This is a genomic window from Blastococcus sp. SYSU D00669 (genome assembly GCF_054050715.1).
Genome location: NZ_JBJGZV010000008.1, coordinates 73,854 through 86,495, shown reverse-complemented (window position 1 = coordinate 86,495; position 12,642 = coordinate 73,854). Strand labels below are relative to the sequence as shown.

The window sequence follows — 12,642 nt, the reverse complement described above, 5'->3', positions numbered from 1 at the left end:
GGCACATGGTCAGGCGTTGCCGAGCATGCGGTCGACCGATATCTGCAGGACGACGCGGCGCGGGTTCTCGCGCGGCTGCCGGTAGCGCACGCCGTAGCGGGCCTCGGCGTCGCGCACCGACGCGGCGTCGTCCCGCACCTCCGCCGTCCCCTCGAGGGTGAGCCACCGGCGGCCCTCCACCTGGCACAGCGCGACGCGGCCCTGCCCGGCACGGACGTGCCGGGCCTTGGCGGAGGTGCCGGAGGTGATCACCCGGGCGGTGAGGGTGCCGGCGTCGAAGGTGAAGCCGACCGGGACGACGTGCGGGGTGCCGTCGGCGCGCAGCGTGGTGAGGGTGGCCAGGTGCCGCTCGGTGAGGAAGGTGAGCAGGTCGGGGCTGAGGTGGTGCAGGTCGACGGCCACCGGGGGAGCGTACGGACCGCTCGTGCGTTGCAACTGCCAACGCCGCTGGTGGTCACGCCTACCCTGGAGCCGTGGTGTTCACGAAGCTGTTGCGTGCCGGTGAGGGCAAGATCGTCCGCCGCCTGTCCAAGATCGCCGACGCGGTCGAGTCGCTGGCGGACGAGACCTCCGAGCTCACCGACGCCGAGCTGCGGGCCAAGACCGACGAGTTCAGGGAGCGCTACGCCGACGGCGAGACGCTCGACGAGCTGCTGCCGGAGGCGTTCGCCGTCGTCCGGGAGGCGGCCACCCGCACGCTGGGCCAGCGGCACTACCGGGTGCAGATCATGGGCGGCGCCGCCCTGCACCTGGGCAACGTCGCGGAGATGAAGACCGGTGAGGGCAAGACGCTGACCGGCGTCCTGCCGGCCTACCTGAACGCGATCGCCGGCGAGGGCGTGCACGTCATCACCACGAACGACTACCTCGCCAAGCGCGACGCCGAGTGGATGGGCCGCGTCCACCACTTCCTCGGCCTCAAGGTCGGCGTGATCCTGTCGGGCCAGTCGCCGGCGGTGCGCCGCGAGCAGTACGCCTGCGACATCACCCACGGCACGAACAACGAGTTCGGCTTCGACTACCTGCGCGACAACATGGCCTGGAGCAAGGCCGACCTGGTCCAGCGCGGGCACTTCTACGCGATCGTCGACGAGGTCGACTCGATCCTCATCGACGAGGCGCGGACGCCGCTGATCATCAGCGGCCCGGCCGAGCAGAGCGCGAAGTGGTACCAGGAGTTCGCGCGGATCGCGCCGCTGCTGAAGAAGGACGTCCACTACGAGGTGGAGGAGGCCAAGCGCACGGTCGCCATCACCGAGGAGGGCGTCGAGTTCGTCGAGGACCAGCTCGGCATCGAGAACCTCTACGAGGCGGTCAACACGCCGCTGATCGGCTACCTGAACAACGCGCTCAAGGCCAAGGAGCTCTTCCACCGCGACCAGCAGTACATCGTCAGCAACGGCGAGGTGCTCATCGTCGACGAGTTCACCGGCCGCGTGCTGGCCGGCCGGCGCTACAACGAGGGCATGCACCAGGCCATCGAGGCCAAGGAGAAGGTGCAGATCAAGGACGAGAACCAGACGCTCGCCACGATCACCCTGCAGAACTACTTCCGGCTCTACGAGAAGCTCGCCGGGATGACCGGTACGGCCTCCACCGAGGCCGCCGAGCTGCACCAGACCTACAAGCTCGGCGTCGTCCCGATCCCGACGAACAAGCCGATGGTCCGCGAGGACCGGCCCGACGTCATCTACAAGACGGAGAAGGCGAAGTTCGAGGCCGTCGTCGACGACATCGCCGAGCGGCACGAGGCCGGCCAGCCGGTCCTCGTCGGCACCGCGAGCGTGGAGAAGTCGGAGATCCTCTCGAAGTTCCTGCTCCGGCGCGGGATCCCGCACGAGGTGCTGAACGCGAAGAACCACGCGCGGGAGGCGTCGATCGTCGCGATGGCCGGCCGGCTCGGCGCGGTCACCGTGTCGACCAACATGGCCGGCCGCGGCACCGACATCCAGCTCGGCGGCAACCCCGACTTCATCGCCGACGAGGCGCTGCGCGCCCGCGGCCTGTCGCCCGCGGAGACGCCGGAGGAGTACGAGGCCGCCTGGGACGACGCGCTCGAGGAGGCCAAGGCCCAGGTCAAGGCCGAGCACGAGCAGGTGGTCGAGGCCGGCGGCCTGTACGTGCTGGGCACCGAGCGGCACGAGAGCCGGCGGATCGACAACCAGCTGCGCGGCCGCTCCGGCCGGCAGGGTGACCCGGGGGAATCGCGGTTCTACCTCTCCCTCGGTGACGACCTGATGCGCCGGTTCAACGGCCCGATGCTCGAGTCGATGATGAACACGCTGCGCGTCCCCGACGACCAGCCGATCGAGTCGAAGATGGTCACCCGGGCGATCCGCTCGGCGCAGACCCAGGTGGAGCAGCAGAACTTCGAGGTCCGCAAGGACGTCCTCAAGTACGACGAGGTGCTCAACCGCCAGCGCACCGTCATCTACGACGAGCGGCGCAAGATCCTCGACGGCGTCGACCTGGCCGACCAGATCCAGTCGATGCTCGACGACGTCGTCCGGGCGTACGTGGTGGGCGCGACCGAGACCGGCTACGCCGAGGACTGGGACCTCGACCAGCTGTGGACCGGGCTCAAGGCCCTCTACCCGGTCGGCGTCACCGTCGACGAGGTGCTGGACGAGGTCGCCGACGGCGAGCAGGCCGCGCTGACGGCCAAGGACCTCGAGGAGCAGCTGCTCGCCGACGTGCACCGCGCCTACGACGAGCGCGAGGCCAAGCTCGGCGCCGAGGTGATGCGGGAGCTCGAGCGACGGGTGCTGCTGTCGGTCCTCGACCGCAAGTGGCGCGAGCACCTCTACGAGATGGACTACCTGCGGGCCGGCATCCACCTGCGCGCGATGGCCAACCGCGACCCGGTCGTGGAGTACCAGCGCGAGGGCTACGACATGTTCAACGCGATGCTCGACGGCATCAAGGAGGAGTCGGTCGGCTTCCTGTTCAACCTCGAGGTCAAGACCAAGGAGGAGCAGGAGGCCGAGGCCAGGGCCAAGCAGGAGGAGGCCGAGGCCCGCGCGCTGGCCGCCGCCCAGGAGGGCACGGCGCGGGTGCTGGCCCGCCAGGCGGCGCAGGAGGAGGCCGCGAGGAAGGCTGCCGCCTCCGGTGGCGCGGCGACCGCCCGCCGGGCGAAGAAGCCGGCCGCCCCCGTGGCCGCCACCGCCCCGGCTGCCGAGGTGGAGGAGGAGCCGGCACCGTCGGGGACCGGTCCGCAGCTGGCGGTGAAGGGCCTCGACACCCCGAAGCCGGCGCAGAACCTGAGCTACTCCGCGCCCAGCCTCGACGCCTCGCCCAAGGAGAGCGGCGCGGCCAAGGCGGCCAAGACCGCGACCGTGACCGGCACGAAGGAGCCCTCGCGGAACGCGCCGTGCCCCTGCGGCTCGGGCAAGAAGTACAAGTTCTGCCACGGCGCCGCGCACTGACGCCGGCGGCCCGCGGTCGCCTCAGGAGACGAAGTGCTCCTGGGGGAACGCCGTCACGATGCCGTCGGTCACCGTGAACTCGAAGATCCGGAAGTAGCTCTCCCCGAAGAGCCCGCCGACCACCTCGGCCAGCGGAGCGGTGCGCTCGCTGCCGGAGCCCCAGTCGATGTAGGTGATCTGCGCGTCCTCGGCGACCTCGAGGGCGCGGACCAGGTCGTTCACGTCGCGGTAGTAGTAGTCGTTGCACCACGCCTGCTGCTCGTGGACCGCGACGCCGTCCTCGCGGCAGGCCTGCTGGGCAGCCGCCTCGCCCTCGAACCACTCGACCACGTTGACCAGCACCGTGCTGCCGTCGCCGCCGCTGATCACCCCGGCGTAGCTGCCGTCGGGCAGGCCGGCGTGGTCGACCGGCTGGGAGGTGCGTGCCTCCCACCGCCGGCCCAGCACGAAGCGGTCGCCGTCCCAGCGGTACTCGGCCCGGCCCCAGTGCCCGGCGCAGCACTGCGGGTCGTCCCCGGCACGCGTCGGACCCTCGAGCACGACCGTCGCGTCGTCGACGGTCACGGTCGGGCCCTGGAAGACCAGCTCGCCGTCGAGGAAGCCCAGCACGTCCGGCTCACCCGACGAGCTGTCGAACACGACGACGAAGGACGCGGTGGTCGACGTCGGGGTCGGGCAGGACGTCTGCACGACGGTCTCGGGCGTCCCGTCGCCGGTGACGTCGCCCTCGGCGGTGGTCACCGGCCAGTCGTCCCACGTCGCCGTCTCGCCCAGCTCGGCGAGCCACATCTCGCGGGTGTAGCACTCGGCCGCGTCGAAGGCGACCGCCTTCCAGTCGACCGGGGCCGCCTCGGGGGTGGTGGGTGCAAGAGCCGTCGGGGGCGGCGTCGGGGCCGGCTCGGCGGCGGCGACGTCCCCGCCGCAGGCGGTCAGGGCGAGGCAGGAGATCAGCGCCGGGACGGCGGCCAGCCGCATCGCCCGGGCTCGGTGGGTGTGCATGGGGAAACCTCCGTGCCCGGCTGAGCCGGGCAGGTCCGTGGACGGGGGAGGCCCCGGTGGAGCGCCATCGCCGGCGCTCCACCGGGGCAGGGGTGGGGTCAGTCCCAGAACGTGACCTCGAGGTCGTCGGCCGAGCCGGTGATCTCGCCGTCGACGGAGAAGCGGACCTCCGTCTCGTACGGGCGCTGCTCCGGGTCGCTGAAGAAGTACTCGACGGTCTCGGTGCCGGTCAGCTGGAGCGAGCCGTAGGAGTCGGTGACGATCTCCAGGCTGTTCGCCGACTCGTCGTAGACCAGCGAGTACTCCGGGTCCTCGGTGACCGTGATGTGCACGTCGGTCAGCTCGTCCTGCCAGTAGTAGCCGGTCAGGAACGGGCAGTTCTCCAGCGGCAGCTCGGTGGCGGTCGCGCAGTCGGCGATCGCGGCGTCCACCGCGTCCCGGGCCGCGTCGAGTGCCTCCGGCTTGACCTCGGGCGACAGCGTCGCGCCGTACGAACGGTCCGTGGTGACGACGACGGGCGCGTCGGCGGCGGTCAGCAGCGCGTGGTCGGCCGCCGAGACGGTGTAGCGGCCCGGCAGGGCCAGGTACGTGCCGTCGGCCAGGTCGGTCCCGGCGATCTGCGCGCCGAGGCTGCTGCCGGACCAGACCTCGAGGGTCGGCAGCGACTCGGCCACCTCCCAGGTGCCGAAGAGGCCGAAGCGGTCCTCCCCGGGCGTGAGGCTGATGGTGTCCTCCACCGGCTGGTCGCCCACGACGTAGGTGACCGCGACGGTGGCCGAGGAGCCGTGCTCCTCGACCTCGCCGATGACGACGTGGTCGATGCCGGTGTAGCTGTCGCTGCCGAGCACCGCCTCGCTGAGCAGCGGCTGGTCGGCGAGGTCCGGCGCGTCGGCGAGGTGGACGACGGCGGCGGCGACGTCGCCGTCGGCGAGGGCGTCCAGGTACTCCTCGGCCGCGGCCTGCGGCGTGAACAGCGTGGCGTTGAGCACCGCGACGACCGCCGCGCCGACGGCGGCCACGGCCACCGCGACGGAGGTGGCGACGGCGGCGCGGCGCAGCGCGACCGACCGGTGGCCGGCCGGGGCCGGCGCCGTACCGTCCAGCGCCGCGGCCCACACGGGGCTGATCCGGCGGCCGGCGATCAGCCGGGTGACCCGCGGCGGCAGTGACAGGGCCAGGGTCGGCCCGAGGCGCAGCGCCCAGACGACGGCCGCGGCCCAGACGGCACCCAGGAGCGGTGCCCACAGCAGCGACGGCGACGCACTGAGGCCGGCCGTGCCGCTGATCTCCACGGCGACGCCCGGGTCGCCGGACGCGGAGGCGTCACCCGACACGGCGACGCGCACGGCCACGGCGGCGAGCAGCGCGGCGGCGGCGCCGGTGCCCGCGGCCACCTTGAGCGAGGCGGTGGAGACCTGCGTGCCGGGGTCGCGCAGCGTGCGGCGGACGGCGGTGGCCAGCGCCACCGCGACCGGGACGAGGAGCGCCAGGAGCAGCCACGGCTGGTCGGTCAGGCCGAAGGAGCGGCCGGCGCCGGCCTCGACGGCCTCCTCGAGCAGCTCCATGAGCTCGGCGCCGCCCGCGCTGTGCGCGTCGAGCGCCGCGGGAACGCCCAGCACACCGAGGCCCAGGACGACGACGGCGTTGACCCCGAAGAGCAGCAGGCCGCCGAGGACGCCGAGGCGGGCGCCGTCGAGGTCGTCGGTGAGGAACGCGGTGTAGAGGTAGGCGAGCACCAGGGCGACGGCGACGGTGGCCAGCAGGCCGACGGCGAAGGTGCGCAGGGTGCGCAGCACCGCACGCAGCTCGGGGGTGCGGCCGGCCGCGGGCACGGCGACCCCGGCCGACCGTGCGATGACGGCGCGGGCGGCGGCGGCGGTGAGCCCGACGAGCAGCGTCGCGCCGAGGAAGCTCCCCAGCGCGCCGGCGCCGGTGGACACCGACCCGGCGACGTCGAACTCCTCGGCGAGGTCGAGCCCGTACGGCGCCGTCGTGCTGCCCAGCAGGACCAGCGCGCCGGTGCCGGCACCGGCGACCAGGCCGGTGACCGCCGAACGGAGCGCCAGCTGACTCGTCGTGCCCGACGGTGCGGCGCGCTCGGCACGTGCGGTGGCCCGGGCGACCAGGCCCAGGACGGCGACGGTGACGACGAGGGGCACGAGGCGCAGGCCCACGCTCGCCTCCGCGGTGGCCAGCTCGTCGATGCCGATCGACCCCTGCACGACCAGGCGGCCGCCGAGGGCGAGGGCCAGGACGGCGATCGCCGTCTGCAGCCAATCGGCCAGCGAGCCGTTGTGGTCGTCCGGCAGGACGACCGCGGAGAGCACGGCCACGACCACCGTCACGACCGCCAGCACCGGGAGGACCGCGCGGGCGACGACGGTGAGCGACGCCCGGACGTCCTCCGGCCCCACGTCGCGCCGGATGCGGGCGAGGAGGGGTTCGGCCGGGGCCGGGGTGGGGGCGACCGGCGCCGGGGCGACCGGTGGTTCCAGGACCATCTCCGGACCGACGTCCCGTCCGTCCTGCGGTGTCATCTCGATTCCCTTCCGTGGGTGGCTCTGCGGGGCTGCTCCCCGCTCGGCCGCTGCATCGGCACGGAAGGCTTCGCGATCTACAAAATGCGAGACGGTATCGGCTGGAATCCCCCGCAGGGGTGAGCTCACCCGACCTGCAGGGCGGTGCACCGCCACCGGCCGTCGATGCCCTCCAGCCGAGCGGCGAGGGCGTGCGCCCGGCCGTCGCGCCGGGCCACCGCGCTGATCTCCGCGACCCCGTCGACCGGCTCGCAGACGTGCACGGGGCCGAGCAGCAGGGGCGAGGGGCTCTCGGTGCACCAGCGCGGCCGGTTGCCGCGGGCGAGCGCGGTGTGGACCCCGTGCGAGGTGAGCGGCGCGAGCTGGCTGAGCGGGCGGCGGCCGGCCAGCACCTCGAGCGCCGTCACGAGGAGCCGGCGACCCGCGTGGCGCACGTCGGGCAGGTCGGCGCGCGCCGACCAGGTCGGGCCGAAGTCGGCGTCCGGCCGCACGCCCACCGGCCGCGGGCGCGGGCCCGGCCGGTGCACCGGGCGAGGCGGCCGCACCCCCGGCACGACCAGGCGCAGCGGGCCCTGCTGGTCGACCAGCGGGGGCTGCGGTGTCGGCACGACGACCATCCGGAGCGACGGCGCGGTCGGCGGCGTGGTGGTGGGCGCGGTCATGGTGCTGCTCCCTCGTGAGGACGGTGCGGGTGACGGGGCGCCGGGGGAGCGGCGGGGTTCGTACGGGCGGCGGCTGCGCCGGTCAGGTGGAGCTGGGTGGCGGCCGGAGCGACTGGCCGGGGAGGAGGAGGTCGGGGTCGGCGCCGATCACCGAGGCGTTGGCCGCCCACCACGCGCCGACGGCGTCGGCGACCTGGCGGTCGCCCGGCGCGCCACCCGTCGTCCGCCGGAGGTGCTCCTCGGCGATCTCCCAGAGGCAGTCGCCCCGGACGACGACGTGCCCGGCGGCGTCGGGGGCGGCGGTGGGCGTGGCCGGCTGCTGCGGCCAGTCGGGCGCCGTGCCGTGGGTCGCGTGCGGCCAGTCGGGGGCGGCCGGGACGGCGCTCGGGGCGAGCGGTGCCGCGCCGGCGACCACGGGTGCGCCGAGGCCGGCGCCCAGACCGATGCCCAGGGCCACCGCCGCAGCGCGGCGGGCGCCGGCCGGGAGGACGACGCGCTGCAGGCGGCGTGCGGCGGACCCGGCGAGGCCGGGGAGTGCGCCGGCGGCCGTGAGCGCGAGGCCGGCGACCCCCCACGCCCAGACGGCCCACGCCAGGAGCGCCGCCCACGACAGCACGACCGCGTCCGGGCCGGCGGTGTCGGCGACCAGCTGGGGCTCCAGGACCGCGCGGCGGAGCGTAGCCGGAGCCGGTCCCAGGACGGCCAGCACGAGGGCGGCGCCCGCCATCGCGAGCACCGTCCCCACGAGTCGCCGTGCCGACATGTCGCCTCCTCCCGTGAGCCTGGGATGAAACTAGAACAAGCAAACTCAAGCAAATCAAACAATCCACAAGGATCTACGCTGACGCGAGGAGGTGCCGGATGCGCTGGCAGCAGCTCTTCGCCGATCTGCAGGCCCAGTTCGACGAGGCCGAGGCGGACGCCGAGCGGGCGGAGCACGCCTCGCGGACGCGCGCCGAGGTCGGTGCCCTCCGCCTGACCGACCGCCTCCGCGGCGCGCTGGGCGCCCGCGTGTCCCTGCGCTGCCGGGGCGCGGGTCAGGTCAGCGGCGAGCTGGCCGACGTGGGCGTCGACTGGGTGCTGGTCGAGGAGGGAGCCGGCCGGGAGGCGCTGGTGGCGAGCGCGGCCGTCGTCGCGGTGAGCGGGCTCGGCCGGCAGACTGCCGTGCCGGCGGAGGACGGCGTCGTGCGCGGGCGGCTGGACCTGCGGTGGGCGGTGCGGGCGCTGGCGCGCGACCGCAGCGCGGTCCAGCTGCTCCTCCACGACGGCGCGGTGCTCACGGGGACGGTGGACCGGGTCGGCGCCGACTTCGTGGAGCTGGCGGAGCACGACCTCGGCACGCAGCGGCGGCCCGGTGCGGTGCGCGGGGTGGTCGCCGTCGCGCTGGACGCGGTCGCGGTGGTCCGGACGGGGCCCGGCGGAGCGGGCTGACCGGGCGGCTCAGCGCCGGGGGCGTCCTCCGGTCGGGACCGAGGGCTCGTCGGCCTCGGACGGTTCCTCGGCGGGAGCCGGGGACGGCGGCTCCTCGGGCAGGGTCCCGGCCCGGGCCTCGGCGTACTTCTGCTGGATGAAGCGCTCGAGCTCGTCGACCTCCACCCGCCACTGACCACGGCCACCGATCTGGATGGCGATCAGCTCCTTGCGCCGGACGAGCGCATAGGCCTGCGACCACTTCACGTTGAGGATCTCCGCGACGTCGTCGAGGGTCAGGAAGCGAGGTGTGGGCATCGGTGCGTCTCCGTCCGTCCCGGCCAGTGTGTCAGCCGCACCGGTGGCGTGTGGCCACCGTCCACACCCGAACGTGTGGACGGCGAATGCACGCACCCTCGTCCGTAGCGCATCATCTGCACCCGATCGACACCGACCGGCGGCGTCGGCGACGAACCGCGCTCCCGCACGACGGGAGGGACCGTGGAGCCGCTCGGCCGCCCGCTCGTCGCCCGGCTCGACGAGGCCCACCACGGCGACCCCCGCCGCCTCCAGCCGCGCCACCGCGTCGCCGTCCAGCCGGCGCAGGTCCGCCGGCGGGCGGGACATCGGGGACCCGCGGGCCGCGCTGCCCGTGCTCGGCGCACCCCCGGCGCCGGAGGACCGCCCGGCCGGACGAGGGCGGGTCGTCGCCGTCTGGGGACCGCTCGGTGCACCCGGCCGGACCACCGTGGCGGTGGGCGTGGCCGACGAGGCGTCACGGCTGGGCGTGCCCTCCCTGCTGGTCGACGCGGACGTGTACGGCGGTGTGGTCGCCCAGGTCCTCGGCCTGCTCGACGAGTCGCCGGGACTGGCCGGCGCGGCGCGGCAGGCGGCCCTCGGTTCGCTGGACACCGCCGCGCTGGCGCGGCTGGCCTGGACCGTGCGGCCGCACCTGCGGGTCCTCACCGGCCTGGCGCGGGCCGACCGCTGGCCGGAGCTGCGCCCGCGGGCGGTGAGCGCCGTGCTGGGCGAGGCGCGCCGGCTGGCCGACCTGACCGTCGTCGACTGCTCGTTCTGCCTCGAGGAGGACGAGGAGCTGTCCTTCGACACGGCGGCACCGCGGCGCAACGGCGCCACGCTGGCGGTCCTCGAGGCAGCGGACACCGTGCTGTGCGTGAGCGGGGCGGACCCGGTGGCGCTGCAGCGCACGGTGCGCGCGCTCGGCGAGCTGCGGGACGTGCTGCCGGACGTCGACCCCGTCGTGGTCGTGAACCAGGTCCGGCGTGGTCCGGTGCCCGGGAACGCCCGTGCGGAGATCGCCGAGGCGCTCGAGCGGTTCGCCGGGCGCCCGGTCGGCTTCTTCCTCCCCGCCGACCGGCGGGCGACCGACGGCGCGCTCGCCGCCGGCCGGACCCTGGCCGAGACCGCCCCGGCGTCGCCGCTGCGCGGCGCACTCCGGTCGCTGGCCGCGCAGGTGGCCGGCGTCCCCGAGCCCACCGCGTCCGGCCGCCGGCTGACCGGCCGCCGGCGCGCCGGCTGAGCCCCAGCCGGGGGCGTGACGGTCGTCGCATCCTGCTGTGCGGGCGACCGGTGCCCCGTAGCGTGGGGCGCCGGCCACCCACGAGGAGAGCGATGGTCGAGCGGCTGACCGCACTGGACGCCTCGTTCCTGTACCTGGAGGAACGGCTCAACCCGATGCACGTCGGCGGCGTGCTCGTGCTCGAGGCCCCGCCGGACGGGTTGGACTCCCTCGCCTCCCTGGTCGCCGCGCGGCTGCCGCTGGTGCCGCGGTACCGCCAGCGCGTGATCGAGGTGCCCGGCAACCTGGCCACCCCGGTGTGGGCCGACGACCCCGACGTCGACTGCGCCTACCACGTCCGGCGCTCGGCGCTGCCCCGCCCGGGCACGCAGGCCCAGTTGCTGGAGCTGGTCTCCCGGCTGATGTCGCGGCCGCTGGACCGCAACCGGCCGCTGTGGGAGCTCTACCTGGTCGAGGGGCTGGAGGGGAACCGCGTCGCGGTCATCACCAAGACGCACCCCGCCCTGGTGGACGGGCTCAGCGCGCTCGACATCGGCCAGGCGCTGCTCGACCCGGAGCCCGACGCTCCCGTGCCCGCGCCGGAGGAGTGGACCCCGGCCCGGCCGCCGGGAGCCGCGGCGCTGGTGCTGCAGGCCCTCGAGGAGTACGCGCACCGGCCCACGGCGGCGCTGGACGCCGCCCGGCACGCGGTCACCGACGTGCGCGCCGGCGCGGCGCGGGTGCTGGGGGTCGGCCGGGACCTGCTGCGCGCGACGCGCTCGGCGGTCTTCCCGGCGCCGCACACGCCGCTGAACACCACCACCGGCCGGCAGCGGCGGGTGGCCGTGGCCCGGGCCGACCTCGACGACGTGAAGAAGGTCCGCAGCCTGCACGGCGGGACGGTCAACGACGTCCTGCTGACCGTGGTGACCGGCGCGCTCCGCGAGTGGCTGCTCTCGCGCGGCGAGCCGGTGACCGGCTCGACGTCGGTGCGCGCGCTCGTACCCGTGTCGCTCCAGGACGCCGACGCCTCGCCCGGCGGCCGGGTCGCCTCGTTCCTGGTCGACCTGCCGGTCGGGGAGCCCAACCCGGGCGTGCGCCTGGCCCGGCTCGGCTACGCCATGCGCGGGGTCGCGCTGCACGGCCGGTCCGTCGGCGCCGACCGGCTCATCGCCCTCACCGGGTTCGCGCCGCCGACGATGCACGCCCTCGGGGTGCGGGCCGCGCGAGGGCTCTCGCGGCGGCTGTTCAACCTGGTGGTCACCAACGTGCCGGGGCCCCAGGTGCCGCTCTACGCCGCGGGCAGCCGGGTGCTCGAGGTCTTCCCCGTCGTGCCGCTGGCCCGCGGGCAGGGGCTGTCCATCGGCATGACCAGCTACGACGGGCGCGTGTTCATCGGTCTCGACGCCGACCGGGACAGCGTCGGCGACGTCGACGTGCTCGCCGACCTGATCGAGCAGGAGGTCGCGGAACTGGTGCGCGCCGCGGGGTGACCCCGGGCCGGGAAGGGCTGCCCGGCCCCGCCGCGCTACGGTCGCCGTCCACCGAGGAAGGGAGCGGACCGGGTGCGCGTGTACCTGCCGGCGACGACGACCGTGCTGCGGACGCTGGTCGACGAGGGGCGGCTGCCCGGCCCGCGCACGGCGTTCGCGGTGACGCCGGCGCTGCGGGACTTCTACGCCGTCAGCGAGGCCGAGGCCGACACCGAGGAGCTGGAGTACGCGGCGCTGCTCACCGCGGCCCGCGCCAGCCTGCGGCTGCTGGACGTGGACCCGCTGGCCGCCCGCCGGCGGGTCGTGCTCGCCGCCGACGTCCCGGACGCCGCCGTGGAGCTGCGGGACGACCCCGCGGTCGACCCGGACGCCGAGCGCGGCACGGTGCGGGTGCCGGGCGACATCGCGCTCCGGGACGTCGCCAGCGCCCACATCGACGGGAGCGAGGCGGAGGACGACGTGCGGGCCGCGGTCGACGTGGTGCTCGAGGCCGACCTCGGCAGCGACGACGCCCAGTTCGTCGTCGACCAGGCGGAGGGGCACGAGCTGGCCTGGTACGCGACGCAGGAGATCGGTCCCGCGCTCGACCTGCTCTGA

11 protein-coding genes are annotated in these 12,642 nt (G+C 74.9%); 5 read left to right on the top strand and 6 right to left on the bottom strand.

The window, feature by feature from the left end:
• Positions 1-9: 9 nt before the first annotated feature.
• Complete coding sequence (locus ACI8AF_RS08045) at positions 10-402, bottom strand: PPOX class F420-dependent oxidoreductase (RefSeq protein ID WP_456539164.1); 393 nt, start codon at positions 400-402, stop codon at positions 10-12.
• Positions 403-473: 71 nt separating this feature from the next.
• On the opposite strand from ACI8AF_RS08045, the gene secA reads away from it, so the two are divergent.
• A complete protein-coding gene (gene secA / locus ACI8AF_RS08040) occupies positions 474-3,425 on the top strand; it encodes a preprotein translocase subunit SecA (RefSeq protein WP_456539163.1) in 2,952 nt (983 codons plus the stop codon).
• 21 nt (positions 3,426-3,446) lie between these two features.
• On the opposite strand, the gene ACI8AF_RS08035 is transcribed toward secA, so the two are convergent.
• From ACI8AF_RS08035 to ACI8AF_RS08020, 4 genes are all read right to left on the bottom strand, one after another.
• Positions 3,447-4,424: a hypothetical protein gene (locus tag ACI8AF_RS08035; RefSeq protein ID WP_456539162.1), complete on the bottom strand. Its 978-nt coding sequence runs from the start codon at positions 4,422-4,424 to the stop codon at positions 3,447-3,449.
• Positions 4,425-4,522: 98 nt separating this feature from the next.
• Positions 4,523-6,961 (bottom strand): hypothetical protein, encoded by a 2,439-nt coding sequence (locus ACI8AF_RS08030; protein ID WP_456539161.1) that lies wholly within the window; start codon positions 6,959-6,961, stop codon positions 4,523-4,525.
• Positions 6,962-7,086: 125 nt separating this feature from the next.
• Positions 7,087-7,623: an Rv3235 family protein gene (locus tag ACI8AF_RS08025; RefSeq protein ID WP_456539160.1), complete on the bottom strand. Its 537-nt coding sequence runs from the start codon at positions 7,621-7,623 to the stop codon at positions 7,087-7,089.
• 82 nt (positions 7,624-7,705) lie between these two features.
• Positions 7,706-8,386 carry a hypothetical protein gene (locus ACI8AF_RS08020; protein ID WP_456539159.1) on the bottom strand — a complete coding sequence of 227 codons (681 nt, stop codon included), beginning with the start codon at positions 8,384-8,386 and terminating at the stop codon, positions 7,706-7,708.
• A gap of 98 nt (positions 8,387-8,484) precedes the next feature.
• Here ACI8AF_RS08020 and ACI8AF_RS08015 point away from each other — a divergent pair, with 98 nt between their 5' ends.
• Positions 8,485-9,054, top strand: coding sequence for a hypothetical protein (locus ACI8AF_RS08015; RefSeq protein WP_456539158.1), 570 nt, complete (start codon positions 8,485-8,487; stop codon positions 9,052-9,054).
• A 9-nt stretch (positions 9,055-9,063) separates the two neighbouring features.
• Here ACI8AF_RS08015 and ACI8AF_RS08010 read toward each other — a convergent pair whose 3' ends face one another.
• The gene (locus ACI8AF_RS08010) at positions 9,064-9,351 is read right to left on the bottom strand and encodes a helix-turn-helix domain-containing protein (RefSeq protein WP_456539157.1); all 288 of its coding nucleotides are present in this window, start codon (positions 9,349-9,351) and stop codon (positions 9,064-9,066) included.
• A gap of 442 nt (positions 9,352-9,793) precedes the next feature.
• Between ACI8AF_RS08010 and ACI8AF_RS08005 the strand changes: the two genes are divergently transcribed.
• From ACI8AF_RS08005 to ACI8AF_RS07995, 3 genes are all read left to right on the top strand, one after another.
• Positions 9,794-10,573 carry an AAA family ATPase gene (locus tag ACI8AF_RS08005; RefSeq protein WP_456539156.1) on the top strand — a complete coding sequence of 260 codons (780 nt, stop codon included), beginning with the start codon at positions 9,794-9,796 and terminating at the stop codon, positions 10,571-10,573.
• Between the two features lie 92 nt (positions 10,574-10,665).
• Positions 10,666-12,045: a WS/DGAT/MGAT family O-acyltransferase gene (locus ACI8AF_RS08000; protein ID WP_456539155.1), complete on the top strand. Its 1,380-nt coding sequence runs from the start codon at positions 10,666-10,668 to the stop codon at positions 12,043-12,045.
• Between the two features lie 72 nt (positions 12,046-12,117).
• Positions 12,118-12,642, top strand: a complete 525-nt coding sequence (locus ACI8AF_RS07995; protein ID WP_456539154.1) for a DUF6912 family protein — start codon at positions 12,118-12,120, stop codon at positions 12,640-12,642.